The sequence below is a fragment of the Arthrobacter sp. BI5 genome (genome assembly GCF_056680065.1).
The window spans coordinates 1,762,830-1,789,110 of record NZ_CM155264.1 but is presented as its reverse complement, the minus strand read 5'-3'; the positions used below and the strand labels follow the sequence as shown (position 1 = coordinate 1,789,110).

The 26,281-nt window shown below is 69.1% G+C and carries 29 protein-coding genes, 6 tRNA genes and 1 riboswitch; of the genes, 16 read left to right on the top strand and 19 right to left on the bottom strand.

The features are described 5' to 3' along the window. Positions 1-49: 49 nt before the first annotated feature. From AC1MED_RS08115 to hisI, 3 genes are all read right to left on the bottom strand, one after another. Positions 50-679 carry a Trp biosynthesis-associated membrane protein gene (locus AC1MED_RS08115; RefSeq protein WP_479786360.1) on the bottom strand — a complete coding sequence of 210 codons (630 nt, stop codon included), beginning with the start codon at positions 677-679 and terminating at the stop codon, positions 50-52. Further along, positions 676-2,244 carry an anthranilate synthase component I gene (locus AC1MED_RS08110; protein ID WP_479786358.1) on the bottom strand — a complete coding sequence of 523 codons (1,569 nt, stop codon included), beginning with the start codon at positions 2,242-2,244 and terminating at the stop codon, positions 676-678. The genes AC1MED_RS08115 and AC1MED_RS08110 overlap by 4 nt, the downstream gene beginning before the upstream one ends. 88 nt (positions 2,245-2,332) lie before the next feature. Next, positions 2,333-2,725, bottom strand: a complete 393-nt coding sequence (gene hisI / locus AC1MED_RS08105) for a phosphoribosyl-AMP cyclohydrolase (protein ID WP_479786357.1) — start codon at positions 2,723-2,725, stop codon at positions 2,333-2,335. A 144-nt stretch (positions 2,726-2,869) separates the two neighbouring features. Between hisI and AC1MED_RS08100 the strand changes: the two genes are divergently transcribed. Further along, positions 2,870-3,514, top strand: a complete 645-nt coding sequence (locus AC1MED_RS08100) for a TIGR03085 family metal-binding protein (RefSeq protein ID WP_346958955.1) — start codon at positions 2,870-2,872, stop codon at positions 3,512-3,514. A 97-nt stretch (positions 3,515-3,611) separates the two neighbouring features. On the opposite strand, the gene hisF is transcribed toward AC1MED_RS08100, so the two are convergent. The 14 genes from hisF to AC1MED_RS08030 all read right to left on the bottom strand — a co-directional run bounded on the left by hisF (position 3,612) and on the right by AC1MED_RS08030 (position 14,771). Continuing rightward, on the bottom strand, positions 3,612-4,388 hold the full coding sequence (hisF, locus tag AC1MED_RS08095; RefSeq protein ID WP_479786356.1) for an imidazole glycerol phosphate synthase subunit HisF: 777 nt from the start codon (positions 4,386-4,388) through the stop codon (positions 3,612-3,614). 49 nt (positions 4,389-4,437) lie between these two features. Further along, entirely contained in the window at positions 4,438-5,280 is an 843-nt protein-coding gene (gene hisG / locus AC1MED_RS08090; protein WP_138769531.1) for an ATP phosphoribosyltransferase, read from the bottom strand. Positions 5,281-5,383: 103 nt separating this feature from the next. Continuing rightward, a complete protein-coding gene (locus AC1MED_RS08085) occupies positions 5,384-5,647 on the bottom strand; it encodes a phosphoribosyl-ATP diphosphatase (RefSeq protein ID WP_024367461.1) in 264 nt (87 codons plus the stop codon). Between the two features lie 81 nt (positions 5,648-5,728). Further along, complete coding sequence (ribH, locus tag AC1MED_RS08080) at positions 5,729-6,214, bottom strand: 6,7-dimethyl-8-ribityllumazine synthase (protein WP_479786355.1); 486 nt, start codon at positions 6,212-6,214, stop codon at positions 5,729-5,731. Between the two features lie 44 nt (positions 6,215-6,258). Beyond that, entirely contained in the window at positions 6,259-6,954 is a 696-nt protein-coding gene (gene ribA, locus AC1MED_RS08075) for a GTP cyclohydrolase II (RefSeq protein WP_479786353.1), read from the bottom strand. A gap of 21 nt (positions 6,955-6,975) precedes the next feature. After that, positions 6,976-7,659: a 3,4-dihydroxy-2-butanone-4-phosphate synthase gene (gene ribB, locus AC1MED_RS08070; protein WP_479786352.1), complete on the bottom strand. Its 684-nt coding sequence runs from the start codon at positions 7,657-7,659 to the stop codon at positions 6,976-6,978. Continuing rightward, the gene (locus tag AC1MED_RS08065) at positions 7,656-8,294 is read right to left on the bottom strand and encodes a riboflavin synthase (RefSeq protein ID WP_346958972.1); all 639 of its coding nucleotides are present in this window, start codon (positions 8,292-8,294) and stop codon (positions 7,656-7,658) included. Before AC1MED_RS08065 ends, ribB begins: the two co-directional genes overlap by 4 nt. Beyond that, positions 8,294-9,460: a bifunctional diaminohydroxyphosphoribosylaminopyrimidine deaminase/5-amino-6-(5-phosphoribosylamino)uracil reductase RibD gene (ribD, locus tag AC1MED_RS08060; protein ID WP_479786349.1), complete on the bottom strand. Its 1,167-nt coding sequence runs from the start codon at positions 9,458-9,460 to the stop codon at positions 8,294-8,296. Before ribD ends, AC1MED_RS08065 begins: the two co-directional genes overlap by 1 nt. 154 nt (positions 9,461-9,614) lie before the next feature. Next, positions 9,615-9,768, bottom strand: a riboswitch (FMN riboswitch). Positions 9,769-9,850: 82 nt separating this feature from the next. Continuing rightward, complete coding sequence (gene rpe, locus AC1MED_RS08055; protein ID WP_346958973.1) at positions 9,851-10,507, bottom strand: ribulose-phosphate 3-epimerase; 657 nt, start codon at positions 10,505-10,507, stop codon at positions 9,851-9,853. Between the two features lie 63 nt (positions 10,508-10,570). Beyond that, on the bottom strand, positions 10,571-12,193 hold the full coding sequence (locus AC1MED_RS08050; RefSeq protein ID WP_479786343.1) for an RsmB/NOP family class I SAM-dependent RNA methyltransferase: 1,623 nt from the start codon (positions 12,191-12,193) through the stop codon (positions 10,571-10,573). After that, complete coding sequence (gene fmt, locus AC1MED_RS08045; protein ID WP_479786341.1) at positions 12,190-13,110, bottom strand: methionyl-tRNA formyltransferase; 921 nt, start codon at positions 13,108-13,110, stop codon at positions 12,190-12,192. The genes AC1MED_RS08050 and fmt overlap by 4 nt, the downstream gene beginning before the upstream one ends. After that, the gene (def, locus tag AC1MED_RS08040; RefSeq protein ID WP_346958976.1) at positions 13,107-13,682 is read right to left on the bottom strand and encodes a peptide deformylase; all 576 of its coding nucleotides are present in this window, start codon (positions 13,680-13,682) and stop codon (positions 13,107-13,109) included. Before def ends, fmt begins: the two co-directional genes overlap by 4 nt. 70 nt (positions 13,683-13,752) lie before the next feature. Beyond that, a complete protein-coding gene (locus AC1MED_RS08035) occupies positions 13,753-14,598 on the bottom strand; it encodes a cytochrome (RefSeq protein WP_479786339.1) in 846 nt (281 codons plus the stop codon). Positions 14,599-14,699: 101 nt separating this feature from the next. Beyond that, a tRNA-Val gene (locus AC1MED_RS08030) sits at positions 14,700-14,771 on the bottom strand. A gap of 430 nt (positions 14,772-15,201) precedes the next feature. On the opposite strand from AC1MED_RS08030, the gene AC1MED_RS08025 reads away from it, so the two are divergent. The 6 genes from AC1MED_RS08025 (at position 15,202) to AC1MED_RS08000 (ending at position 16,185) form a co-directional block, all read left to right on the top strand. Beyond that, positions 15,202-15,274: transfer RNA gene (locus AC1MED_RS08025), tRNA-Gly, on the top strand. A 47-nt stretch (positions 15,275-15,321) separates the two neighbouring features. Next, positions 15,322-15,392: transfer RNA gene (locus tag AC1MED_RS08020), tRNA-Cys, on the top strand. A 40-nt stretch (positions 15,393-15,432) separates the two neighbouring features. Then, positions 15,433-15,507: transfer RNA gene (locus AC1MED_RS08015), tRNA-Val, on the top strand. A gap of 57 nt (positions 15,508-15,564) precedes the next feature. Further along, positions 15,565-15,637, top strand: a tRNA-Gly gene (locus AC1MED_RS08010). A 47-nt stretch (positions 15,638-15,684) separates the two neighbouring features. Beyond that, positions 15,685-15,759, top strand: a tRNA-Val gene (locus AC1MED_RS08005). Between the two features lie 159 nt (positions 15,760-15,918). Then, positions 15,919-16,185: an antitoxin gene (locus AC1MED_RS08000; protein WP_479786336.1), complete on the top strand. Its 267-nt coding sequence runs from the start codon at positions 15,919-15,921 to the stop codon at positions 16,183-16,185. A 140-nt stretch (positions 16,186-16,325) separates the two neighbouring features. On the opposite strand, the gene zapE is transcribed toward AC1MED_RS08000, so the two are convergent. After that, positions 16,326-17,363, bottom strand: coding sequence for a cell division protein ZapE (gene zapE, locus AC1MED_RS07995; protein ID WP_346958979.1), 1,038 nt, complete (start codon positions 17,361-17,363; stop codon positions 16,326-16,328). 217 nt (positions 17,364-17,580) lie between these two features. Between zapE and AC1MED_RS07990 the strand changes: the two genes are divergently transcribed. Genes AC1MED_RS07990 through ybaK form a run of 3 tightly spaced genes read left to right on the top strand, consistent with a single transcriptional unit; the run spans position 17,581 to position 19,485 of the window. After that, positions 17,581-18,498, top strand: coding sequence for a sulfurtransferase (locus AC1MED_RS07990; protein ID WP_479786333.1), 918 nt, complete (start codon positions 17,581-17,583; stop codon positions 18,496-18,498). 10 nt (positions 18,499-18,508) lie between these two features. Continuing rightward, complete coding sequence (locus AC1MED_RS07985; protein WP_479786331.1) at positions 18,509-18,979, top strand: SufE family protein; 471 nt, start codon at positions 18,509-18,511, stop codon at positions 18,977-18,979. A gap of 8 nt (positions 18,980-18,987) precedes the next feature. Continuing rightward, positions 18,988-19,485 (top strand): Cys-tRNA(Pro) deacylase, encoded by a 498-nt coding sequence (gene ybaK / locus AC1MED_RS07980; protein ID WP_479786329.1) that lies wholly within the window; start codon positions 18,988-18,990, stop codon positions 19,483-19,485. A gap of 114 nt (positions 19,486-19,599) precedes the next feature. Here the strand turns inward: ybaK and AC1MED_RS07975 are convergent, their stop codons facing one another. Then, positions 19,600-20,922 carry an alpha/beta hydrolase family protein gene (locus AC1MED_RS07975; protein WP_479786326.1) on the bottom strand — a complete coding sequence of 441 codons (1,323 nt, stop codon included), beginning with the start codon at positions 20,920-20,922 and terminating at the stop codon, positions 19,600-19,602. Positions 20,923-21,028: 106 nt separating this feature from the next. Here AC1MED_RS07975 and AC1MED_RS07970 point away from each other — a divergent pair, with 106 nt between their 5' ends. From AC1MED_RS07970 to AC1MED_RS07945, 6 genes are all read left to right on the top strand, one after another. Then, a complete protein-coding gene (locus tag AC1MED_RS07970; protein WP_346958985.1) occupies positions 21,029-21,520 on the top strand; it encodes a hypothetical protein in 492 nt (163 codons plus the stop codon). 14 nt (positions 21,521-21,534) lie between these two features. Then, entirely contained in the window at positions 21,535-22,047 is a 513-nt protein-coding gene (gene msrB / locus AC1MED_RS07965; RefSeq protein WP_479786323.1) for a peptide-methionine (R)-S-oxide reductase MsrB, read from the top strand. Between the two features lie 147 nt (positions 22,048-22,194). Continuing rightward, a complete protein-coding gene (locus AC1MED_RS07960) occupies positions 22,195-23,610 on the top strand; it encodes a DUF6421 family protein (protein WP_479786321.1) in 1,416 nt (471 codons plus the stop codon). Beyond that, positions 23,607-24,395 carry an SDR family oxidoreductase gene (locus AC1MED_RS07955; RefSeq protein WP_479786319.1) on the top strand — a complete coding sequence of 263 codons (789 nt, stop codon included), beginning with the start codon at positions 23,607-23,609 and terminating at the stop codon, positions 24,393-24,395. The genes AC1MED_RS07960 and AC1MED_RS07955 overlap by 4 nt, the downstream gene beginning before the upstream one ends. Before the next feature lie 23 nt (positions 24,396-24,418). After that, a complete protein-coding gene (locus AC1MED_RS07950; RefSeq protein WP_479786316.1) occupies positions 24,419-25,549 on the top strand; it encodes a threonine aldolase family protein in 1,131 nt (376 codons plus the stop codon). Positions 25,550-25,618: 69 nt separating this feature from the next. Then, positions 25,619-26,263: a DUF3000 domain-containing protein gene (locus tag AC1MED_RS07945; RefSeq protein WP_346958989.1), complete on the top strand. Its 645-nt coding sequence runs from the start codon at positions 25,619-25,621 to the stop codon at positions 26,261-26,263. Positions 26,264-26,281 lie beyond the last annotated feature (18 nt).

Here is a 26,281-nt window from a genome sequence, read left to right as displayed (position 1 = left end):
TGCTGGCTTTGTGACCGGCCGCGGCCGCAGGGGCACCCACGGCGCCGGCTCAGGTGGGGTCGTCGCCGCGGGAGAGCCGGTCCCAGCTGTCGATCTCGTCGGTCGGCCCGGCGGGGTCCGAGGGGCCGCCGGTGGCGGCGGCATCGTACTTGGTGCGGCTCTTCCAGTACCGTCCGGCGGGCACGATCGCCAGGGCGCTGAGCCCCAGCAGGGAACCGGCGACGACGGCGAGGACGGGAAAGGCGGTGGTCGCCACCTGGACGTTGCTGCCGCTGATGCCGGTGGCGGCGGCGATGGAACCCTGCGCCGCGGCCAGCGGGTCGGCCAACACGGTCGCCGCGGCGGCAACGATCCCGGCGGCGGCGAGCAGGATGATCGCGGTGATGACCCAACGGGCGATGCGTCCGGCGATCGACGCGGCGAGGCCGCCGGCCAGCGCAACCAGGGCCAGCGCCGTCACCGTGGTGGCAGCCTTACTCCCCTGGACCTGCAGTCCGTCCTGGCTGCTGACGCCCTGGCCGAGCTGGCTGGGGTCCAGCTGGACCGTCAGCCAAGTCTGGGTGGTGGTGCCGAAGACCGCCAGCGCCAGCGCGGCGACGACCAGGACCAGGGTGGACTTCCGGGCCCAGCGCGGGACGGCCGGGCTGGTGCTCTTGATCGTTCCCGCGGGGCCGGTCATGGCTGCTCCGTCCCGGCGTCGGGCACCGTGTCGGCCGTGATGTTGCGCAGCGACTGGGCCGTATGGACCGCGCGCATGGGGGCGGCGGCCTTGTTGATGGTTTCGATCGCCTCGGTGGCGTTGACGGAGTCGGCCACGATCCCGCCGCCGGCCTGCACGTAGGCACGGCCTTCGCGGAGCAGCGCGGAGCGGATGGCGATCGCCATGTCCAGGTCGCCGGCGAAGTCCAGGTAGCCCACGACGCCGCCGTAGATGCCGCGGCGGTGCGGTTCCAGCTCGTCCAGCAGCCGCAGCGCCCGGGGTTTGGGCGCGCCGGAGAGGGTGCCGGCCGGGAAGGTGGCCTTGAGCACGTCGTACGCGGTGGCGGACGGGGCGAGTTTGCCCACCACCGTGGACACCAGGTGCATGATGTGGCTGAACCGCTCCACCTCCATGAACTGGGTGACGTCCACGGTACCGGCCATACAGACCTTGGAGAGATCGTTGCGGGAGAGGTCCACGAGCATGAGGTGTTCGGCGCGTTCCTTCTCGTCGGCGAGCAGTTCCTCGGCGAGGGCCTTGTCAGCTTCGATGGTCTTGCCGCGCGGCCGGGATCCGGCGATCGGGTGGGTGATGACGTCCTCACCGGTTACCGTGACCAGGGCTTCCGGGGAGGAGCCCACAATCGAATACTGGCGGCCGGCGGCGTCCTCGAGGCTGAAAATGTACATGTAGGGGCTGGGGTTGGTGTTCCGCAGCACCCGGTAGACGTCCAGCGGGTCGGCTCCGCATTCCATCTCGAAGCGCCGGGAGATCACCACCTGGAAGACCTCGCCGTCGACGATTGCCTCCTTGCCGCGGTCCAGGGCGGCGAGGTAGTCGTTCTCGTCCCAGCGCTCCTGGACGCTGGAGGCGAAGTCGACGGCGGCGGGCTGCAGCACCGAGATGGGCTGTTCCGTGGGGGCGCTGACCTTGGCCAGCAGGTTTTTCACCCGGGCGACGGCGTCGTGCCAGGCCTCGTCGACGCGTTCGGAGCTGTTGTCGAAGTTGATCGCGTTGGCGATCAGCAGCACGGTGCCGTCCATGTTGTCGTGCACAGCCATGTCCGTTACAAGGTTCAGCGCCATTTCCGGCAGCTGCAGGTCATCCTCCGGCGGGCTGGTGAGTTTCTCCCAATGCCGGACCGTTTCCCAGCCGAGGAAGCCGACCAGGCCGGAGGTGAAGGGCGGCAGGCCCTCGAAGCGGTCGGTGTGCAGGGCGCGGAGGGTGTCGCGGATGGCGTCGACCGGGCTGCCCTCCAGCGGCACGCCCACGGGCGGCTCGCCGAGCCAGTGTGCCTGCCCGTCCTTCGTGGTCAGGGTGGCGCGGGACCGCGCGCCGATGAAGGAGTAGCGGGACCAGGCGCCGCCCACCGCGGCGGACTCCAGCAGGAATGTTCCCGGCTGGCCCTGGGCGAGTTTGCGGTACAACCCGATCGGCGTTTCGGCGTCAGCCAGCACCTTCAGCCGGACGGGGATGACACGGCTGTGGCCGGCGAGTTCCCGGAACTCGTCCAGGCTGGGGCTGATGATTCCAAGGTCCTGCATGGCTGCGTTTTTCTGCCTGTTCTCTTGCTCTGTTGCTGGTGGGAAGCCGCGCTGCGCGCCGCGGTGGGGTGCGGCTGTGCGCGCGGGGTCAGTCGGCGTAGCCGACGACGGCGTCCAGCCCGCGTCCGTCGAAGCACGTCCGGGTGCCCGTGTGGCAGGCCGCGCCGACTTGGTCGACGCGGACCAGCAGCGCGTCGCCGTCGCAGTCGATCGCCAGGGACTTGACCCACTGGACGTGGCCGGAAGTGTCGCCCTTGCGCCAGTATTCCTGCCGGGAGCGGGAGTAGAAGGTGACGCGTCCGGTGGTCATGGTGCGGTGCAGCGCCTCGTCGTCCATCCAGCCGAGCATCAGCACCTCGTTGGTGTCATACTGCTGGACGATCGCCGCCACCAGGCCGGCACTGTCCCGTTTCAAGGACGCGGCCAGGCCGGCAGGGAGCGGAGTTTCGCTGACGGGGGCGGGGGCGGGCTGCTCAGACATCAGCTCAAGTCTAGTGCCTCGGGGCCGGCCGCCGCCCGGCGCCGGCGGCCCCGCGCTTAACATGGCCGCCAAAAGGCCGCCGCCGCCAAAATCACGGCACCCGCGGTGCACACGCACCGGCGTCTCGTGCTAGTTTCACAAGTGATGCATTTCGTCGATCCATCCCGAGAAGTTCTGGCCGAAACCTTGCTGGCGGCCGGTCCTGACTCCCCCACGCTCTGCAAGGGCTGGCAGACCCGGGATCTTGCTGCCCACCTGTACCTTCGCGAGCGGAAAGCCCGCGTTGGACTGGGCCTGCTGATCAAGCGTTTGTCCAAGGCCTCGGACGAAGCTACGGCCGAACTCGCCGCCAAAGTCCGGACGCCGGACGCCTACGCGCGGCTGGTCAACACCTTCCGCGCTGGTCCGCCCGCGCTCTCCCCCATGCGGATCAAGGCCCTGGACGAAAGCTCCAACCTGATCGAATATTTCGTGCACACCGAGGATGTCCGCCGGGCGGTGGACCGCTGGGCCCCGCGCGCCCTGGACGAGGCCTACTCCGACGCTCTCTGGGATGAACTGATCAAGCGTGCCGCCATCCTGTACCGCGGCGTGGACCTGGGCATCGTCCTGGTTCGCCCGTCCGGTCCCCGGCACGTGGCCAAGCGCGCGCCCGTCTCGGTCGCGATCGTCGGCGAACCGGGCGAACTCCTGATGCACGCGCATGGCCGGACCCGGCACGCGCTGGTGACCTTCGAGGGCCAGCCGGACGCCGTCGCGCTCCTGCAGTCCGCCGAAGTCGGCCTCTAAGCTCGCACTAAACCAACAACGCGGGGTCACTTAGCGCCGATATTCCCCTTCGGGATGGGCGCTGAGGCACCCCGCGTTGCTTTTAATCGGCTGGTGGTCAGCGGACTTCGAAGCCGGCCTCGCGGATGGCGGTTTTAACCTGGGCGATCATGTCCAGCGGGCCGAAGTGGAACACCGAGGCTGCCAGTACGGCGTCGGCGCCCGCGGCCACCGCCGGCGGGAAGTGCTCGGGCTTGCCGGCGCCGCCGGAGGCAATCAGCGGCACCTTCACGCTGGCGCGGGCCAGCCGGATCAGTTCCAGGTCGAAGCCGTCCTTGGTGCCGTCGGCGTCGATCGAGTTGAGCAGGATCTCGCCGACGCCGCGGTCGGCGGCCTCCCGGGCCCAGGCGAGGGCGTCGATGCCGGTGCCCTGGCGGCCGCCGTGGGTGGTGACCTCGAACCCGGACGGGGTCGGCTGCGAGCCGGGCCGGGTGCGCCGGGCGTCGAGGGAAAGCACCAGGACCTGCGAACCGAAGTGCCGGGTGATCTCGTCGATCACGTCGGGCCGGTCGACGGCCGCGGTGTTGATGGCCGCCTTGTCCGCGCCGAAGCGCAGCAGTTTGTCCACCTCGGCGACGCCGCGGACGCCGCCGCCGACGGTCAGCGGGATAAAGACTTCCTCAGCGGTGCGGCGGACGACGTCGAAGGTGGTTTCGCGGTTGCCGGAGGACGCGGTGACGTCCAGGAAGGTCAGCTCATCGGCGCCGCCGTTGTCGTAGCGGTGCGCCAGCTCGACCGGGTCGCCGGCGTCGCGCAGGCCTTCGAAGTTGATCCCCTTGACCACGCGGCCGGCGTCGACGTCCAGGCACGGGATAACGCGGACGGCTACGGACATGGCTGCTCCTGGAATTTGCTCACGGCTGAGGGCTTCACGGACTGGGACGCTAGATCCGGCAGGCGTGGATGCTGCTGACCAGGATGGCGCGGGCACCGAGGTCGTAGAGCTCGTCCATGATCCGGTTGGTTTCCTTCTTGGGCACCATGGACCGGACGGCCACCCAGTCCGAATCGCGCAGCGGCGAGACGGTGGGCGACTCCAGGCCCGGGGTGAGGGCCGCGGCCTGCTCAACGAGCTCCTTGCGGATGTCGTAGTCCATCAGCACGTACTGTCGGGCGACGAGGACACCCTGAAGGCGGCGGATCAGCACCTCGGTGGCCGGGTTCTGCTCGCCCTTGCGGCCGATCAGCACCGATTCGGAGTTCAGGATCGGCTCGCCGAAGATTTCCATCCCGGCGGCCTTGAGGGTGGTGCCGGTTTCGACGACGTCGGCGATCGCGTCCGCGACGCCGAGCCGGACGGAGGATTCGACGGCGCCGTCGAGCCGGACGACCTTGGCGTTGATGCCGCGCTGGGCGAGGTAGCCGCGGAGCAGCCCGTCGTAGCTGGTGGCGAGGCGCTTGCCCTCAAGCTGGTCAATGGAGCTGAAGTCCCCGACCGGGCCGGCGAACCGGAACGTGGAGGCGGCGAAGCCCAGCGGCAGCAGTTCCTCGGCCTCCACCTCGGCGTCGAGCAGCAGGTCGCGGCCGGTGATGCCGACGTCCAGCGTGCCCTGGCCGACGTACACGGCGATGTCGCGCGGGCGGAGGAAGAAGAATTCAATGTCGTTGTCCGGGTCCACCATGACCAGTTCGCGGCTGTCGCGGCGCTGGCGGTAACCGGCCTCGGCGAGCATGGCGGAGGCGGCTTCGGACAGGGATCCCTTGTTCGGGACGGCAACTCTCAGCATGGGAAGTTCTTTCTGGTTAGGAAGTCATCGGGTGCAGGCACAACGGGCCACGTGGTGCGCCGGGCTGCGCGGACTTCAGTCCGCGCAGCCCGGCGCGACGTGGCTAGAGATGCTTGTAGACGTCTTCCAGGCTGAGTCCTTTGGCGAGCATCAGAACCTGCAGGTGATAGAGCAGCTGCGAAATTTCTTCCGCCGCGGCCTCATCGGATTCGTACTCGGCAGCCATCCAGACTTCGGCTGCTTCTTCCACGACTTTCTTGCCGATGCCGTGGACTCCGGAATCCAGTTCGGCGACGGTGCGGGAGCCCTCCGGGCGGACGGCTGCCTTCTCACTCAGTTCTGCGAACAGCGATTCGAAATTCTTCACACCGTCCAGCCTACTTGTTCACGGCCGGGCCACGCCTGCCGGGCCCCAGCATGACGCCCCGGATGTGAGGGAATACACAGCCTACGAGTACTGCTTGAGCGTGACGGCGGTGGCGAGGGCCGCGGTGACGGCTTCGTGGCCCTTGTCCTCGGTGGAGCCCGGCAGGCCAGCCCGGTCGATGCCCTGCTGTTCGGTATCGCAGGTCAGCACCCCGAAGCCCACCGGCACCCCGGTGCGGACGCTGACCTCGGTCAGGCCGAGGGTGGCGGCTTCGCAGACGTACTCGAAGTGCGGGGTTCCGCCGCGGATCACCACGCCCAGCGCCACGACGGCGTCGAAGTGCGGGGCCAGCCGGGCCGCCGCCACCGGCAGTTCAAAGGTCCCGGGGACGCGCAGGACGCTCGGTTCGGCGATGCCGGCGTCCTTGGCGGCGCGCAGCGCGCCGTCGAGCAGGCCGTCCATGATTTGGGTGTGCCAGCTGGCGGCCACAATGGCCAGTTTCAGCCGGGAGGTCTCGTCGGGCTGGAAGGTGGTGAGGTCGATCTGGGGTGCGCCGTGGCCGCTCATGCAGGTTCCTATGCTGTGGGAGGTGGGGGTCTGGTGGTGGGCTGTTAGCCCTGTTCGTGCTCGAAGCCGAGTTGTCCCGCGGCGGGGGCGGCGGGCTCCATGTCGAGGACCAGGCGGTGGTCCATCCGGTCCTTTTTGGTCTGCAGGTAACGCAGGTTCTGCTCGCGGGAGGGCACCTCGGTGGGTACCATCTCAACGACCTTGACTCCGGCCTGGGCCAGGCGGTCCTGCTTGTCCGGGTTGTTGCTCAGCAGGCGGATCTCGTGCAGGCCCATCTCGGCGAGGATCTGCGCCGCGGCGTTGTAGCAGCGGGCGTCCACCGGCAGGCCCAGCTGCTCGTTGGCCTCGACGGTGTCGAACCCGGCCTCCTGCAGGGCGTAGGCCTTGATCTTGTTGGCCAGGCCGATGCCGCGGCCTTCCTGGCCGCGCAGGTAGAGCAGGGTGCCGCCGAATTCGTGGATTATTTCCAGGGCGTAGGCGAGCTGTTCGCCGCAGTCGCAGCGGTACGAACCAAACACGTCCCCGGTGAGGCATTCGGAATGCAGGCGCACCAGGGGTGCCTGGCCGTCCGTGGCCGGCAGCGGGGAGCTGACGGCGAGGTGCTCGGCGCCGGTGTCCAGATCGGTCCAGGCCTGGGCCACGAAGTCACCGTACGCGGTGGGCAACTGGACGATCGGTCCGCCGCTGACCGGATGCGGCTGCTGTCCCGGGGTGGCCGGCTGCGCTTCAGAAGTCGTCATTGTCTCTCCTCAATCAGGGTGTCAGGCGGATTCCGCTGCGTGGCCGCCGGTGTTGCCGGCCTCAAGGTACGCCACCAGGTCGGCAATCGAAATCAGCGGGCAGCCGTGTTCGAGCGCGAAGCCGCGAAGTCCGTCCAGCCGCATCATTTCTCCGTCGTCGTGCACCAGTTCTGCGATAACGCCCACGGGTTCCAGCCCGGCCAGCCGGCACAGCTCGACAGCCGCTTCGGTGTGGCCGGGACGCTCCCGCACACCCCCCTTAACGGCGCGAAGTGGGAAAACATGCCCGGGACGGGTCAAAGAATTCGGCTGGCTGGTCGGATCGGCCAGGATCCGGGCCGTCAGGGCGCGGTCGGTGGCGGAGATTCCGGTGCTCACGCCCACGGCCGCGTCGCAGGACACCGTGTACGCGGTGCCCTTGGAGTCCTGGTTGATGGTCACCATCGGCGGCAACGCCAGTGCGTCCGCCCGGTCGCCGGGCAGCGGCACGCAGATGACGCCGGAGCTATACCGGATGGTCCAGCCCATCAGCGCCGGGGTCGCGTGCTGCGCGGCGAAGATGATGTCGCCCTCGTTCTCGCGGTCCTCGTTGTCCACCACCAGCACCGGACGGCCGGCGGCCATGGCACGGATGGCGTCCTCGATCGGGTCCAGCGCCGACGGCGTGTCGACGGCGACACCGCGGTCCTCCTGCAATTTGCTCATGATGCTGCCTCCTGGCCATGCACGGCCGGCGCGAACGCGAGCAGCCGCTCGGTGTACTTAGCCAGCACATCCACTTCGAGGTTGACGCGCGCGCCGATGGACTTGGCGCCGAGGCCGGTTTCGGCCAGGGTGGTCGGGATCAGGCCGACTTCGAACCACGGGGCCGGCTCGGGCGCCGGGCTCACGGCCGTGACGGTCAGGGAGACGCCGTCGACGGCGATTGAGCCTTTCTCCGCGATGTAGCGGGCCAGCGCGGCCGGCACCCCGAAGCGCAGCCGGTCCCAGTTGCCGAGCGCCTCGCGTTCCAGCAGCTCGCCGACGCCGTCGACGTGCCCCTGCACCACATGGCCGTCGAGCCGTCCGCCGGCCGGGACGCAGCGCTCGAGGTTGACCGGATCGCCTGCGGCCAGTCCGCCGATGGTGCTGCGGACCAGGGTCTCGCCCATCACGTCAACGCTGAAGTCCGTGCCGTCGATGTCCGTGGCGGTCAGGCAGACCCCGTTGACGGCGATCGATCCGCCGTGGGCCAGGCCCTCGGTGCTGCCGGGGGCGTGCAGGCGCAGTGTGGCGCTGGTGTCGCCGTCGCGCTCGACGGACAGCACCTTCCCCTGTTCGGCGATAATTCCGGTAAACATCAGTAGCCTCCTGCGGCGGTGTCCGCGTCGGTGCGCGGGGTGGAATCGGATGAAGTGTCGGTGGCGGGGCGCAGGTGCAGCCGCAGGTCGCGGCCCAGTGTCCGGACGGCGCCGCCGGAAGCGTGGTCCCAGTCCCAGTGCTGGGCGTCGGCGAGGGTGCCGATGCCGAGGTCATCCAGGGCTGGGGTGCCGGAGCCGAGCAGCGTCGGAGCCAGGTAGACGATCAGCTCGTCGACGAGGCCGGCGGCCAGGAACGCGCTCAGGATCCGCGAGCCGCCCTCCACCATGAGTTGCCGGACGCCGGCGTTGAACAGTTGGTCCAACGCCTCGCGCGGCTGCCGGGTGGGCAGGTGCAGCACCTTGCCGTCGCCGCCGTTGACCGCGGCGTCCTCGGGGATCCCGCGCAGGCCCATCACCGCGCGCAGCGGCTGCTTGTCCGCGGGTGCGCCGTCGGGGGTGCGGGCGGTCAGCCGCGGGTTGTCCACCAGGACGGTCTGCGTGCCGACCAGGATCGCGTCGATCCGGCCCCGCAGCGCGTGGTTGTCGGCGAGCGATTCGGGGCTGGAAATCCACTGGCTGGTGCCGTCACTGGCCGCGATCCGGCTGTCCAGGGTCTGGGCGATGTGCAGGGTGACGAACGGCCGTTTGGCGGCGACGGCGTCGAACCAGCGCCGGTTGAGCTCCAGGGCAGCCACGGCGCCGAGTCCGGAACGGACCCGGACCCCGGCAGCGCGGAGGGTGGCCGCTCCCCCGGCGGCCGGATCGTGCGGGTCATCGACCGCGTAGACGACGTCGGCGACCCCCGCTTCGATGATCGCCTGGGCGCACGGGCCGGTGCGGCCGCAGTGGTTGCATGGTTCGAGCGTGACCACCATGGTGGTGCCGGTCAGGTCCAGCCCGGCGGCCGCGGCCTGCGCGATCGCGTCGGCCTCCGCGTGCGGGGTGCCGGCGCCGCGGTGGTAGCCGGTGACCAGGGGCGCGCCGTCGGGGCCGATGACAACGGCGCCCACCAGCGGGTTCGCGCCGCGCGGACCCTGCGCCGCCGCAGCGAGGGCCGTGTCCATGGCGGCCGTCTCGGCGGCGCTGAAACCGGCAGCGGCCGCGAAATCCGCCCTGCCCGTTTCATCGATATCCTGCGGCCCGGCGGCCGGCTGCTGAACGCTCATTTGCCGTCCGCCCGCTCCCGTGGGACCGCGGAGTCGGCGAAGAGCCATCGCAAGGGGTTCATGTCTGTCGTTCCTTCCCTCAAGAACCGCGATGGCTCCGGGGGTATACGACAGCGCAATTCCGCGGCGCCGTGGGGGCGCCGCAGTAACAGCTGTACGTGCTTCTCTCATCCAGACTTTAACTGTCGGTACCGGAGTTCCACCGGTTCAACCGTCCGCCGTCGGCCTCCCCCAGAGGGAAAGTGACGGCTCGCGGGTCGCGGACTATGACCGCCGGTTCGGACTTACACCGACCCCGGAGCACGTATGTGTGTAGCTATTCTGACACAACCGCCGGTGCCGTCCCGCTATTCCCCGCGGACGGGCGGTACAACCTTCGTCATGTTCGCGTCAGCGGCTGCCGGCAGCCCGGAGCCGCGCGATCGCGTCCGCCGGGTCATCGGCGCCGTACACCGCGGATCCGGCCACAAAGACGTCCGCGCCTGCCTCGGCGGCACGCCAGATGGTCTTCTCGGTGATGCCGCCGTCCACCTGGAGCTTGATATCCAGGCCGGAAGCGTCGATCGCCGCGCGGGCCCGGCGGATCTTGGGCAGCGTAAGGTCCAGGAATTCCTGGCCGCCAAAACCGGGCTCCACCGTCATGATGAGGATCATGTCCAGCTCGCCGAGCATGTCCAGGAACGGCTCCACGCCGCTGCCGGGCCGGAGCGCCAGGCCCGCCTTGGCGCCGCGGGCGCGCAGCTCACGGGCCAGCTTCACCGGCGCGATCGACGCCTCCGCGTGGAACGTCACCGAAGCCAACCCGGCGTCGGCGTAGGCCGGCGCCCAGCGGTCTGCGTGATCGATCATGAGGTGCGCGTCCAGCGGGATCGGGCTGACTTCCTGCAGCCGCTGGACCACCGGAAGGCCGAGCGAGAGGTTGGGCACGAAGTGGTTGTCCATCACGTCCACGTGCACGGCGTCCGCGGTCCTGATCTTGTGGAGCTCGGACTGCAGGTTTGCGAAGTCCGCCGACAGGATGCTGGGGTGGATGCAGCAGTGGGCCATGGATTTCCTTGTCGTTGTGCTGGTCGGAAAGGTCGGGTAGCTGGTGCCAGTATGGCCCGGGTCTCAGGCTTTTTTGTGGATGAGCGCCAGGAACATGGCGTCCGTCCGGTGCCGGTGCGGCCAGAGCTGGGCGGTGAGGTCGTGGCCTGCCTCGAGGTGGCCGCTGAGGCTGACCGCGTCCAGGGCGGCGCCGGCGTCGAGCAGTTCGAGGTCGTCGCGTTTGCGCAGCGCATCGCTGACGACGGCGGTGGTCTCGGCCGGGTGCGGCGAGCAGGTCACGTACGCTACGACGCCGCCGGGCTTGACCGCGTCCAGGGCGGATTTGAGCAGTTCGCGCTGCAGCGGGCCGAGGTCCACCAGGTCCTTGGGGGTGCGCCGCCAGCGGGATTCCGGCCTCCGGCGCAGCGCGCCCAGCCCGGTGCAGGGCACGTCCACGAGCACCCGGTCGAAGCTTTCCGCCTGCTCGGATCCGACCTCGCGGCCGTCGCCGGTCCGGACATGCCACACCTCGTGCGGGACGGCAGCCAGCGCCTGCCGGACCAGTTTCGCGCGGTGCGGCGCCGGCTCGTTGGCGAGCAGGGTGGCGCCGTGCTGCCGGGCCAGCGCGCCGAGCAGGGCGGCCTTGCCGCCCGGGCCGGCGCAGAGATCAAGCCAGCGTTCGCCGCCGTCGGCGCCCGCCTGGCTGCCAGCGGCGGCCTGGCTGCCCGCGGCGGTTCCCGCGGAAAGGTCCACCGATGCCAGGGCGCGGGCCACCAGCTGGGAGCCGACGTCCTGGACCCGGGTGCTGCCGTCCCGCACGGAGGCGAGCCGGCCCAGGTCACCGCCGCTGGACAGCGCCGATCCTTCCACAAGCTCGCCGGGGGTGGCGCCGCTTTCCAGGGCCTCGTCCAGGCTGCCCAGGCCGGGAAGGGCCACCAGGTTCACCACGGGGGCGGCGTTGTCCGCCTCCAGGAGCTCGTTGATTTCCGTGACCGGGCGGCCGTGCGCCACGAGCGATTGCCGGAAGGCGCGCACGATCCACTCCGGGTGGGCGTACCGGACCGAGGCGACCTTGGTTTCATCCTGCTCGTCGCTGAGCAGCAGTTCCAGCCACTCGTCGAGGGTGTGCGCAGAGACCTTGCGGAGCACCGCGTTGATCAGGCCGGACGGGCCGGCGCCGATGACGGCGCGGGCCAGGCCCACGGTTTCGTCGAGGGCGGCGTGGGCCGGGACCCGCATGGCGAGGAGCTGGTGGGCGCCGATCCGCAACGCGTCGAGGATGGCCGGGTCCAGCTGGTCCAACGGGCGGTCCACGCAGCGGGCGAGGATGGCGTCGTAGGTGCCCTGGCCGCGGAGCGCGCCGTAGCTGAGCTCGGTGGCGAACCCGGCGTCGCGCTTGTCCAGTCCGTGGTGCCGGATCCGGGCCGGCAGCACCAGGTTCGCGTAGGCGTCCTCGGCGGCCACCGCGCGCAGCACTTCGAAGGCCACCAGCCGGGCGGGGTCGGCGCGCCGGGTGCGCTGGGAGGGGGCGTTCTCGGTGAAGCCGCGCTGCGGTCCGCGGTTCCGTTCGCGTCCCTGCGCGTTCCGCTTGACGCCGCCGCGGGGGCCCTGGCCGCCGCCGCCGCCCTGGCCGGACTTGCCGGAGGACGGGCCTCCGGCGGCAGCGCCGCGTCCCCGGCCGTTGCCATTGGATCCGGATTCGCTCATTCGAAGACCACGCTTTCCAGTGTTGCCTGTCCGCGCGCCCAATCAGCGGCGGTCATCATTTTTTTGCCTGCAGGCTGGACCCGGGTGAGCTCAACGGGGTGCGAACCAGTCCCGACGAGGACCGCCTTCCCGTCGAGGGCCAGTTGCCCCGGGCGCAGGGCCGGGGCCGCCGGGCGGAGCAGCACCGGTTCGAGTTTGACGCGTTGACCCTCGAGTGTGGTCCAGGCGCCGGGTTCCGGCGTCACTCCGCGGGAGCGGCGGCCGATCGCCAGCGCCGGCTGGTGCCAGTCGAGCCTGCCGTCGTCGAGGTTGAGTTTGGGGGCCAGGCTGACGTCCCCCTGCTGCGGGACGGCGGTGGCTTTGCCGGCGTCGACGGCGGACAGGGTCTGGGTCAGCAGCACGGCGCCGCTGTGGGACAGGCGCTCCAACAGCTCGCCGGCAGTGTCAGCCGGCCGGACGGCCTCGGTCAGCGTGCCGTACACCGGTCCGGTGTCCAGGCCCTCTTCGAGCCGGAACGTCACGGCGCCGGTGATGTCGTCCCCGGCGATCAGGGCGCGCTGGACCGGCGCTGCGCCGCGCCAGGCCGGCAACAGCGAGAAGTGCAGGTTGATCCAGCCGTGCCGGGGAATGTCCAGGGCCGCCCGCGGAATGAGGCCGCCGTAGGCCACGATCGCTGCGGCATCCGGTGCGGCGGCCTCGATCCTGGCCGTCACACCGGCGTCGACCTTGGCGGCGTGGATGACGTCGATGCCGAGCTCCGCGGCGCGGGCGGCGACCGGCGAGGGTGTGAGGACCCGTTTGCGTCCCAGCGGTGCGTCCGGCCGGGTCAGCACGGCGACGACGTCGAACCCGGCGGCGACGAGGGCATCCAGCGACGGAACGGCGACGGCAGGGGTGCCCGCGAAGAGGACCCTCACTGGCCGGTTCCGAAGGCGGAACCCGCGCCGAAGCTAGAGCCGACGGTCTTGGCCCGCTTCGACGTCGTCTGCTCGGTGATGGAGTCGTAGTTGGCGTTGCGGATGGCGCGCAGGGCGGCCTTGCGGTCCTCGCCGTCGAGCCGGTCGGTGAAGAGGATCCCGTCCAGGTGGTCGGTCTCGTGCTGGAAGACCCGGGCGAGCATGCCTTCGCCTTCGAGCACCACCGGGTTGCCGTGCACGTCGACGCCGGTGACGCGGGTGCTGCGGTGCCGGCGGACCGGGAACCCGAGCCCGGGAATGGACAGGCAGCCTTCCACCTCGTCCGGCTGGAAGTCATCGCTGTTTTCCAGCACCGGGTTGATGATGTGGCCCTCAACCCCGCGGATCCGGTAGGTGAAGACCCGCTGGCTGATCCCGACCTGCGGGGCTGCCAGTCCGGCGCCCTCCACGTCCTCCATGGTTTCGGTCATATCGGCGACGAGCTTTTCCAGCTCAGGCCCGAATTCCGTCACGGGATCGGCAACTGTGCGCAGCACAGGGTCCCCAATGATGCGGATATTCAAGATGGCCATGGGCGGTGTGTCCTCACGGTGGGCGGCTTCGGGATCCCGTCCAGTTTAGTGGGTGGCGCGGGTTTCCGGCTCAGCGGGCAGCGGGCGGCGCGATCGGCAGCAGGGCCGGTCCGGCGGCCAGGGTGTCCGCAGACATTTCCCAGACGCGCCGCAGCGCGCAGAACTTCCACCAGTGATGCTTGAGCACGTCCGGGTTGGCCCGCTGCGGCCGCACCTCCGTCTCGCCGATGGCCACCGCGAGCAGGATCGGAGAGTCACCGTGCTGCCACGCTTCCCACTCCCCTGCCACCGGGTCCACCAGGCTTTCTTCGGCCTTCATACCCGCCACCAGCTGCATCACCACCTTGTCATCGAGCGGCTTGACGGTGCCGTCCCGGCTGGTCCCCTTGGTCTTGTAGTCGATGAGGCAGGTACGGCCGTTGATTTTCGCCACCAGGTCCAGGGTGCCGGCGTAGCCCACCGTCTTGTTCCAGACCGTGATCTCCGGAGCGACCGGCTCCACCTGGAACAGCTCCCACCACTCGTCAAAGCGCGCGGCGAACGCTTCCTCGCCGTTGGCGGCCAGCGCCTCACGGGCTTCCTTCATCTGGTGCGGGCGGCCGAGCGCCCGCAGGGCCACCTGTTCGCAGTAGTTGTGGACGCGGTCGCCGCGCTTGGCGGCGTCGTCCCGGTGCGTTTCGGCTGCCTTGGCGGCCCGGCTGACCGCCTGCCGAATCTTGGCCGGGCTGCCCAGTATGGCCGGCAGCGTTGGATCCGCGGCGAGGCTGTTCGCGCCCATGTAGCCGAACCAGCCGTCCAGGCCGTGGGGCTGCTGGCCGATCACCGTGGTGATGGACGGGACAGAGAACTGCTCCGACGTGGAACGGGCATACATCCGGCCGTATTCGGTGGCATGGGCGAGGAGCGGGGCGGTCATAGAAAAACTCTTTCACAGGGGTCGGACACTGCAGGAAAACAGGCCGCGGGAAAACAAAATGGCCCGCCCCGCTCGGTGAGCGGAACGGACCATCTTTCGGGTGGGCGATACTGGGTTCGAACCAGTGACCTCTTCGGTGTGAACGAAGCGCGCTACCACTGCGCCAATCGCCCCGGTGCCATTGAATGCTAGCCCACCCCGGCGGAATTTAGAAATCGGGACTTCCCGCGGCGGCGCCGCCTTGCCTGGGACCGGCCTCGCTGCGACCGTTGGACGAAGATGGCCGCTTTGAGGGAAACATAGCGGCCACCATTGGCGAATCGCGGGAGCGGCCCGTTCCCACAGCTTCAAATCCAGCTCCGACGCCGCACACCGTCCGCCGCCGTCGTCACCCCACCGCTCAGGCGCCCGCCCCCAACGCCGCCAGAACCGGCGCGAATTACACGTCTGTAATTAGCAAAATCCGCTAGATTGCAGGGAAAGACGGGGGTCAAGCGGCGGGGAACGCGCCCCGATTTGTAAGTTCCCTGAACCTCCTATAGAGTTCTTACTCGTTGGAACGCGAGGAAATGCCGATTACGGCAGTGAATCGCTGGCAACAATGCGGACGTAGCTCAGCTGGTAGAGCACCACCTTGCCAAGGTGGATGTCGCGAGTTCGAATCTCGTCGTCCGCTCGCAGGACACTGTCACGGATATGGTTCTTCTGGAACCGTGTCTACACGGTGGGTTGGCCGAGAGGCGAGGCAGCGGCCTGCAAAGCCGTATACACGGGTTCGAATCCCGTACCCACCTCGGTGAAAACCCTGGTTTCCGGTTCCGGCCGGTTACGAAGGGGCGATTGGCGCAGCGGTAGCGCGCTTCCCTGACACGGAAGAGGTCACTGGTTCGATCCCAGTATCGCCCACCAAAGCAAGGCAACTTGCTTGATCCAGTACCACCGGCCCAGCCGGAACGGACTAAAAATGCGGACGTAGCTCAGCTGGTAGAGCACCACCTTGCCAAGGTGGATGTCGCGAGTTCGAATCTCGTCGTCCGCTCTCTTGTTTCAAAGCTTCACAACTCCACTCCGGATCCTTCCGGTTGCGGGCGATTGGCGCAGCGGTAGCGCGCTTCCCTGACACGGAAGAGGTCACTGGTTCGATCCCAGTATCGCCCACCACAAAAGCGGCTCCTTTGGGGCTGCTTTTTTCATTGCCCTCTCCGATCCCCCGCCCAGGGTCTTTCTCCTCTGGGCGTACACCCTTGGCACGTCTTCACCCGGCGGTTAGGATCGAAAGCGCTAGGAGCGATCTGGCTCCGCGACTGAAGGGAGGTGCCCGTGGGTTTAATTGACGATCTAAAGGGCAAGGCTCAGCATCTGATTGGTGGCAACGAACAGGCCATCAAGGACGGCATCGAAAAGGCGGGTGATTTCGTCGATTCGAAGACCGGCGGAAAATACGCCGACAAAGTAGATTCCGCCCAGCGAGGCGCCTCCGGCTTCGTGGACAACGCGGACGGCCGGCCGGCAACGGCCCCCGTCGCAGAGCCGCACGTCGCGGGTGAGCCACCCGTCGCCGGGGAACCCCGGCCGCAGGGCCTCTGACCCAAATACGTCAGCGAGGTGCCGGTCCCGCCGAGAGGCGGCGCCGGCACCTTCGTCGTTTAACGACCGACGCGGGGTAACTTTTGGCCTATCCGGAGACTCCGAATCGGCCAAAAGCGACCCCGCGTTGCAGTTACGGGCTAGGACGGCTCGTGGTTCTGGCCCTCCCGGGCCAAGGCGGTGAGCCGGGAGACGGCGCGGAAGTACTTCTTCATGTACCCGCCGGTCATCATTTCCTCGGTGAAGAGCTGGTCGAACGGCACGCCGCTGGCCAGGATCGGGACGTCCTTGTCGTACAGCCGGTCCGCCAGGACCACGAAGCGCAGCGCGACGGCCTGCTCGGTGATGGTCTCGACGTTGCGCCACACCACGCCGTCGATACCGTCGATCAGCTGCCGGTACCGGCTCGGGTGCACACCGGCCAGGTGGTTGATCAGGGTGCTGAATTCGTCCTTGGCCACCGTCCGGCCGTCGAACTCCGCCTTCATGTGGTGCGTCAGCTCGTCGTTGCGCAGCGGCGCTGGTGCCTTGGGCAGGCCGCGGTGGCGGAAGTCCTCGCCGTCGATCCGGACGACGTCGAACTGGTCGGCGAGGACCTGGATCTCGCGCTGGAAGTCGACGGCGGCAAAGCGGCCGTCGCCCAGGGAACCGGGCAGGGTGTTGGATGTGGCGGCGAGCTTGACCCCGGCGTCGGCGAGTTCGCGCATCAGCCGGGACATCAGGACCGTGTCGCCCGGATCGTCGAGCTCGAACTCATCGATGCAGACCAGCTTGTAGTGGCTGAGCGCCTCCACGGTCTTGCGGAAGGACAACGCCCCCACCAGGTTGGTGTACTCCACGAAGGTGCCGAAGGCCTTGGGCCCCGGGGCTGCGTGCCACAGCGAGGCGAGCAGGTGGGTCTTACCCACGCCAAAGCCGCCGTCGAGGTAGATGCCCGCGCGGGAGGTGTCTTTCTTGCCGAAGAGACGTTTGAACAGGCCGTCACCGTCCCGGGAGCCGACGCCGGCAGCGAAGCTTTGCAGCGCATGGACCGCATGGGCCTGGCTGGGCTGGGCCGGGTCCGGCCGGTAGCTGGCAAAGGACACCTCACCGAAGCGCGGCGACGGATAAAACCCGTTGAGGAGTTCATCCACGGAAACCGCCGGCGTTCTGGCGGCGAGCTGTTCGATCTGTACCAAGGTGGTCCGTTCTGCTGGTCTCGTGTCCCCAGAAAGAATACCGGCAACGGCGGGTTTCCTTTCCGGGCGCGGCAGCGGACGTGACGAAGGCCATATTTCCGCGCAGGCAGGCCCGGGAAGCAATCCCGCCGGAGCGTGGTTACTGTGGGTAGCAGGCCCGGCGCCGCGCACCACCCTTGGCCCGGCCCCCACGACCGCCCAGTGAAAGGCCATCACCATGCCCTACCCCGTTGAGCAGAACGACAAATTCGCCGCCTACGCCCACCCCGAACGCCTGGTTTCCACCGAGTGGCTCGCGGCGGCAATCGAAGACGGTGCGCTCGACGGCGGCAAACTGGTGGTCGTCGAATCGGACGAGGACGTACTGCTGTACGAAACGGGCCACATCCCCGGCGCGGTAAAGATCGACTGGCACACCGACCTGAACGACGAGGTCACCCGCGACTACGTCAACGGTGAAGCGTTTGCCGCGCTGGCCGCCGCCAAGGGGATCTCGCGCGACAGCACCGTGGTCATCTACGGCGACAAATCGAACTGGTGGGCCGCCTACGCGCTCTGGGTCTTCACGCTCTTCGGCCACGAGGACGTCCGGCTGCTCGACGGCGGCCGCGACAAGTGGATCGCGGAGGGCCGCCCGATGACCACGGACCGGACGGTCCCCGCGCCCGGTGACTACCCGGTGGTCGAGCGCAACGACGCCCCGATCCGCGCCTTCAAGGACGACGTGCTGGCGCACTTCGGCAAGCCGCTGATCGACGTCCGCTCGGCCGAGGAGTACACCGGCCAGCGCACGCACATGCCGGCCTACCCGGAAGAGGGCGCCCTGCGCGGCGGCCACATCCCCACCGCAGCGTCCATCCCCTGGGCCCGCGCCGCCGCCGAGGACGGGACATACCGCAGCCGTCCCGAACTGGAGGCCCTGTACCTGGACGAGGCCGGACTCACGGCGGGCGACGACGTCGTGGCCTACTGCCGGATCGGTGAGCGGTCCAGCCACACCTGGTTCGCGCTCAAGTACCTGCTGGGCTTCGACACCGTCCGCAACTACGATGGGTCCTGGACCGAATGGGGCAACGCCGTACGGGTCCCCATCGTCAAGGGCACCGAACGCGGCACCGTGCCGGCAGGAAAGTAAACTGGAACTGATGAATACCTCTGCCCTCCCCGCCGCCCTCGCGGACATTGTTGACGACTTCCAGGCCCTCGAAGAAGCCGAGCGGCTCCAGCTGCTGCTCGAGTTTTCGCGTGAGCTGCCGGATCCGCCGGCGCGCCTGCAGGACCATCCGGAGCTGATGGAGCAGGTGGTGGAATGCCAGTCGCCGCTGTTCCTGACGATCGAAACCGAGCCGGCCGGCGACGGGCAGTCCGGCGGCGCGCCCGAGCGGGTGCGACTGTTCTTCAAGGCCCCGCCGGAGGCGCCCACAACGCGCGGATTCGCCGGCGTGCTGCACGAGGGACTGGACGGGCTCAGCCCGGCCGAGATCCTCGCCGTTCCGGACGACATGCCCGAACTCCTGGGTCTCACCCGGGCCATCACTCCGCTGCGGATGCGCGGCATGACGGCGATGCTCGGCCGGATCAAGCGCAAGGTCGCCGCCCTGCCGCAGCAGGCCTGATCCGCACCATGGCCCGCAAACAGGCGTCCCAGGGAACCCCGGCCACCGCGGTACTCGCGGCGGCCGGGGTTTCCTTCGTTGCGCACCCCTACAGCCATGACCCGGCGGCGGCCAGCTACGGCCTGGAAGCCGCGGAGGTGCTGGGCATCGACCCCGCACGGGTGTTCAAAACACTGATGGTCGACGTCGACGGGCGGCTCGCCGTCGGCGTCGTGCCGGTGAGCGGCAGCCTGGACCTGAAGGCGATGGCCGCAGCCCTGGGCGGCAAGAAGGCGGCGATGGCGGACCCGGCGACGGCGGAGCGCCGCACCGGCTACGTGCTCGGCGGCATCTCGCCGCTGGGGCAGCGCCAGCCCTCCCCCACGGTGGTCGACGAGAGCGCGCTGGAGATGGAGACCCTCCTGGTTTCGGGCGGGCGCCGCGGCCTGGACCTGGAACTCAGCCCGGCCGAACTGATCCGGCTGACCGGCGCCCGCACGGCCCGGATCGGCTCACCCCGGAGCTGAAGCGCGAACGTACACTTGGGGCCCTCTTTTGCGCCCGCGCGGGGCCGCAAATGTACGTTCGCGCTCCTGGACGGGGCCGCAAGTGTACGCTCGCGCTCTGGGGACAAGCGGGGGTTAGCCGGCCGGGGAAGGCCGGGGCGCCAGTTGCTGCCGCAGCCAGGCCGTGACCAGCGACTCCCAGCGCTCCGGATCGACGTTCCATTCCTTGGTGTGCCTCGCCGTGCTGAACGCTTCGAAGGTCACCATCTCCGGGTTCTTCTCCGCGAGGTCCGCGGACGGGCCGTAGGGGACGTATTCGTCGTCGACGGAGTGCAGGATCAGCGTCGGCGTCCGGAGCTCGACGGCGCGGGACACCCAGTCCATCGCCTTCAGGTCCACCGGGGCGGCCAGCCCGGTCAGCCGCCGGCCCAGCGGGTGGCTCATCATCAGCTGCCCGTAACGTCCGACGGCGGACGGGATCCGGTTCAGCTCGGCGTGGTGCGCCAGGACGTTGACCCAGTTGATCACCGGGGCGTCCAGCACCATCGCCCGGATCAGGTGGTGGTAACGGGACAGGTCAGCGGTCTGCAGGCAGATCGCGCCGCCCATCGACCAGCCGAAGAGCACCACCTCGTGGGCGCCCTGTTCCAGCGCGTAGGCGATCGCGGCCTCCACATCGCGCCACTCGGTGGACCCGAGGCCGTAGCGGCCGTCCTCGGCCGAGGGCGCCAGCCCATCGTTGCGGTAGGAAATCAGCAGGCTGGACAGGCCCAGCTGTCGGGCCACCCGGACGGCCCGCAGGCCCTCCTGCCGCGAGGCGCCGCGCCCGTGCACCATGATTGCCCACGTGTCCGACGCCGGAGCATCGGCCGCCGGGGCGGCCCGGACCAGCCACGCCGGCGCTGTTCCGCCGTCGACCTCGATCTGCACGTCTTCGAACGGCAGCCCGATGGCCGCGGGATCCGGATGGACTGCCCCGCTCCAGTAGCCGCGGCGCGCCGTCGCCAGGTCCCCGCTGTAGACGGTCTCAACGTCGCGCAGGACGGTCTGCTCGGCCGGGGAGTAGGACAGGATCCGGCCCAGCCGGGCGTGCCCGCGGCCTCCGTCGAAAAAGAAACCGTAAACGCCCTCCACGGTGGAATCCGGGGTCGCCTTGAGGATGATCTGCTGCCCGCGGCCCTCCCGGATCACCGCCAACACCTCCTGGTCCTCCTCGCGGACCCGGACCGGGGTGATGACCCGCCGGGCAAAGTACAGGGCCAGCGCCGATGACCCCGCGGCGAGAAGGCCCGCCGCGGCACCTCCGCCGATGATGCCGCCCACCGCCCACTTGGCGCTCCCCGGGACAGCCGTATCCGCAATGGGGGTGTCCGGCAGCCCCGCCTGCGGGCCGCGGGAGGCCCCGCGGGCAGTCGGGGTCCGGGGCTTTTGCGGGACGAGGCGCAGGGTGGATGCCATGGCACCATTCTTACCGAACTCCCGGCCAAGCCCGGCATCCGGCGCACCGCGGCCCATTCCGTGCCGGGGCGGCGGCCCCCGGCGCATTAACGGCTAGGCTGGGGGCATGAGCGACCCAATCGTCATCCTGACAGAAGAGCCCCTCGGCGCGGACGACCGCGTCAACATCGAAACCCTCGTGGCCGGCGGCGATTCGCCGCTGGTGGTCCTGGTCCCGGCGAACACCGAGCGTCACCTGCTGGTGGACTTCCTGGAGAACCTGTCCATGTTGGAGATCGCCAAGGCGTTCCGGGACTTGACCGCCAAGCAGCCGGATCCGGCCGTGGAACGGACGGCTGCCGCGGAAACCCTGGCTACCTCGCTTACCGCGCTGGGCGGCCTGGGCGGCGGCGTGACCGGTGAAGTCGTCGAGGGCCGGGCCGTGGACGGCCTGGTCGCCAAAGTCAAGGAACTGAACGCCGGACAGGCTGTGGTCATCACCCGTCCGCACGCCGTCGCGGACACCTTCCACACCGACTGGGCCAACGAGGCACAGGACAAGCTGGGCCTTCCGGTGCTGCATTTGTACGCCGGATCGGGATTTATCGGCGACTCCTGAGCGTTATTGACGTCATGAGCATCTTCAGCAACAAGCCCAAAGTCTCGCCCGTCAGCTCCCCCGCGGGTGATGCCGCCGGCAACCCGCCGGCGGCCGGACCGGCACCGGTTGAAAAAACGGACCAGCAATGGCGCGAGGAGCTGAGCCCGGAGGAATACCGCGTGCTGCGCCAGGCCGGAACGGAACGGCCGTACACCGGCGAGTACTGGGACACCCATACCGAGGGCGTGTACCAGTGCCGGGCCTGCGGCGCTGAGCTCTTCACAAGCCGGGAAAAGTTCGACTCGCACTGCGGCTGGCCCTCGTTCTTTGCGCCGCTGGCGGACGGCACCGTGCGCTACATCCATGACCGCACCATGGGGATGGACCGTATTGAGGTGCGGTGCGCGGCCTGCGATTCACACCTGGGCCACGTCTTTGAAGGCGAGGGGTACGGCACGCCCACAGACCAGCGCTACTGCATTAACTCGGTATCGCTGAAGCTGGTCCCGGCGGCCGGCACGGCCGCCGCCGGCCCGGAGTCCTAGGCACCCCCGTCCCGGCTGGAGCTGGGAGGCTTCCGGGCACCCCCATGACTCAGAGTTCCTTATGCTCGACCGGTTTTTGGGTTAGAGCTGCTGTTTGCTTGCTACGCTCGCCGTAGACGTTCCAAGCAACCAGAAAGGCGACCGACGATGACCATGACGGCCCTCACCGCCCCTGCCCCGATCACCGCCGAATCCCCCGAGTGGCGGCGGCTCAAGGCCGCTGCCACGGCCCTGCAGGCGCTCCAGATCCAGGACGGCTCCGTGCCGGAGCCCGCCGACCACGAGACCGCGGCCGGGCACGTCGCCACCATCACGACGGCTGTCGCCGCGCTCGCCCCGGCGTTCCCGCATGACGAGCGCTACCTGGACCTCCTGGTTGCCGACTTCCAGCGTTGGGCCGACGGCGGCTTCGGCGTTCCAGACTTCCTCGACTCGCTCCAGGCATTCCAGCCGCAGCAGCACCGCGTCAACGGCCTGCAGCACCTCGTGGTCTTCCCGATGTACACGCAGAACGGCAGCAGCAACCGCCTGGTCGAGGCCGTGCTGATCGAGGTCATCTGGCCCGAGTTCATCGCCGGACTGGAAGCGGGCGACTACTCCAACAAGCTCTTTGTCCCGATCCGTTTCCTCGACTTCACCCCGGGCTACGACACCAACTCCGCGGTGCTGTTCCCGGAGACGGTGGCCGTCCGTGAGACCCCCACCTTCACCTGGGGCGCCATCTTCGCCGACCGTGAGGCCGCCCGTTTCCGCCGCGTCCTGCGGGCCGCCGCGGACATCACCTCGCTGCAACTGCCCGAGGACGCCGCCGGCCTGCTCGCGGACCAGGAACTGACGCAGGAGACCTTCGTCATGTGGGACCTGATCCACGACCGCACGCACATGCGCGGGGACCTGCCGTTCGACCCGTTTATGATCAAACAGCGCATGCCGTTCTTCCTGTACTCGCTCGAGGAACTCCGCTGCGACCTCACCGCCTTCCGCGAATCGGTGAAGATCGAAAAGGACGAGGAAGCGGACCCGGAAGCCCGCCGGCACGCCAAGCTGGTCCAGTACGCCGTCATTTTCGACCGCATCTTCCGGTTCGCCATCACCGGCAGCCGCGTCCGCAACTACGACGGCCTTGGCGGGCAGCTGCTCTTCGCCTGGATGCACCAGCACCACGTGCTGCACTGGACCGACAGCAAGCTCAGCATCGACTGGGACGAAGTGGCCGACGTCGTCGTGGAACTCGGCGCCCGGATCGAGGAACTCTACTGGCGCTCGATCGACCGGCCCAAGATAACCCACTGGCTCGCCGCCTACGAGCTCATCTCCGGCACCGTCACGCCCAACCCGGCCTCGGTCTGGGCCAAGGGGCCAGGCGCCCTGCCGCTGGACGGCCCGCCGCGCGGCCTCACCGACCAGGTGCTCGACGACGAGTTCCCGCTCTCCATGTTCTACGAGGCGCTGGAAAAGAAGATGCGGACCGTGATCGAATCGACCGCCGGCATCACGGGGTCGACAGACACCCACCCGGACACGGCCGCCAGCCCCGCCACCCAGGCCATCAACGCCGGATGAGCAGCGGACGCACGCTCAACATCCTGGTGGCCGGCGGCAGCAGCCCGTCCGGAATCGCCGTGGCCCGCGCCCTCCGCGGCGCGGGGCACACGGTGTTCACCGTCGGCACCGATGCCCCCCGCATCTACGCCGCCGCCGCCGACGCCGGCAGCGGCGTGGTGCCGCTTGCCTGCGACCTTGCCGATCCGGCGGCGGTCCGGGACCTCCACGCAGAGCTGACGGCACGGGCCGGACACATCGACGGCGTGATCCACCTGGTGGGCGGCTGGCGCGGCGCGAAGGGCATCACCGACCAGAGCGACGAGGACTGGGAGTACCTGGAACGCAACGCCGTCACCACGCTCCGCAACGTCAGCCGGACCTTCTACGACGAGCTCGCCGCCTCGGACACCGGGCGGCTGGCCATCGTCTCCTCCAGCGCGGTGGCCAGCCCGACGGCGGGCGGCGCCAGCTACGTGGCGGCCAAGGCCGCCGCGGAAGCCTGGACCCTCGCCGTGGCGGACGGCTTCCGGCGCGACCAGGCCCGAAAGTCCGGCAACCCAACCGACGCAGCGAATGCTGCAAACCCAGCCGCCTCCGGAACGGCAGCAGGCCCGGAACAGCAGCACAGCGCCGCCGTCGTTTTCGTGGTGAAAGCCCTCGTCGATCCGGCCATGCGCGCGGCCTCCCCCGAACGTAAATTCCCCGGCTTTACCGACGTCGAGGAGCTGGCGGCGGCCGCCGTCGAGCTTTTCCGGACCCCCGCCGCAGAACTCAACGGCCGGCGGCTGCCCCTTAACCGGTAAGCCGGCACCCCTAGACTGAAAGCGTGAGCAAAGAGATGACCAGCACGGTCGAAACAAACCCGGTCGAAACCACCACCCCTGACGCTGCCCCAGCGGACACCGCGGCGCGGCTCCACGACCCCTCCGTCCGAGGCTTCGCCTCGGACAACTACTCCGGCGTGCACCCCGAGGTCCTCGCCGCCCTGGCCGCAGCCAACGAGGGCCACCAGGTGTCCTACGGCGAGGACGACTACACCGCCCGCCTGCAGGAACTGATGGAACAGCACTTCGGCGCGGGCATCGAGTGCTTCCCCGTCTTCAACGGAACCGGCGCCAACGTCCTGGCGCTGCAGTCGCTGCTCCCCCGCTGGGGCGCCGTCATCTGCGCCTCCACCGCCCACATCAACATGGATGAGAACGGCGCGCCGGAGCGGATCGGCGGCATCAAGCTGCTGCAGGTCCCGACGCCGGACGGCAAGCTCACGCCCGCCCTGATCGACCAGGAAGCCTGGGGCTGGGGCGACGAGCACCGGGCCCAGCCGCTGGCCGTCTCCATCACGCAGACCACCGAGCTGGGCACCTGCTACACCCCCGAAGAGGTCCGCGCCATCGCGGAGCATGTCCACTCCAAGGGCATGAAACTGCACATGGACGGCGCCCGGCTGGCCAACGCCGCGGCCCACCTGAATGTGCCGCTGCGGGCCTTCACCCGCGACGCCGGCGTGGACATCCTTTCCTTCGGCGGCACCAAGAACGGCCTGCTTTTTGGCGAGGTGGTGATCGCGCTGAACCCCGAGGCCGCCCACGGCCTGGTCTACCTTCGCAAGATGAACATGCAGCTGGCCTCCAAGATGCGCTTTATGTCCGCCCAGTTCATCGCCTTGCTTGAGGGCGACCTGTGGCTGCGCTCGGCCGCGCACGCCAATGCGATGGCTGCCCGGCTGCGCGCCGGCGTCGAGTCGATCCCGGGCGTCGAACTGAGCCAGAAGACCGAGTCCAACGGCGTCTTCGCCGTCCTCCCCGCCGGGGCGGCGGACCGGCTGCGGAAGTCCTTCCGCTTTTACGACTGGAACGAGGCGGCACGTGAGGTGCGCTGGATGTGCTCCTTCGACACCACCGAGGAAGACGTTGATTCCTTTATCGCCGCGATCAAGCGCGAGCTCGCGGGCGGCTAGCAGCTCACCGGTTCCGGCCCGGCGGCGAGCCTGCCGGGCCGGGACGGGCCCGGTGCATAATCTTTCACTGTGAACCCACTCGACCAGGTTCCGGCGGATTTTCTCTTCGCCCTGGGGACGCTTCGAAAAGCACGGTGCCGCAGCGAGCTGCGCCTGGATGAGATCCCGGCTCCCGGCCGGCTCGCTCCCTACGCGGTGGCGCTCGGCGCGGAAGTGGTCGTCCCCGGCGACGCGGCACCGGGCGCGGTCCATGGCCCGGCGGCCGCCGCGCTGGCGCCGGCGTCCGGCAGCGACGACGTCGAACTCGCCACCGGCCGCTTTATCCTGCTGCACGACCCCGACGGCTCCGCCGTCTGGGACGGCGAATTCCGGATTGTCACTTACATCCGGGCCCAGCTGGAGCCGGACATGGGCAATGACGAGATGCTGGGCTCCGTTGCCTGGACCTGGCTCGTGGAAGCACTGGAAAACCACCAGGCGGAGTACCGTTCGGCTGGCGGCACTGCAACCCGGGTGCTCTCCGAGAGCTTCGGCACGCTCGCCGACCGGCCCGGAACCATCGACATTGAACTCCGCGCCTCCTGGACCCCGGCCGGCCGGGACATCACCGCCCACCTGGAGGCATGGTCGGACATGGTCTGCACCTTTGCCGGCCTGCCGCCGCTGCCCGAGGGCGTCTCCGCGCTGCCCCGACGGCGTCCGCGGCGGGCATGATCACGCCCGGAGGGCCGC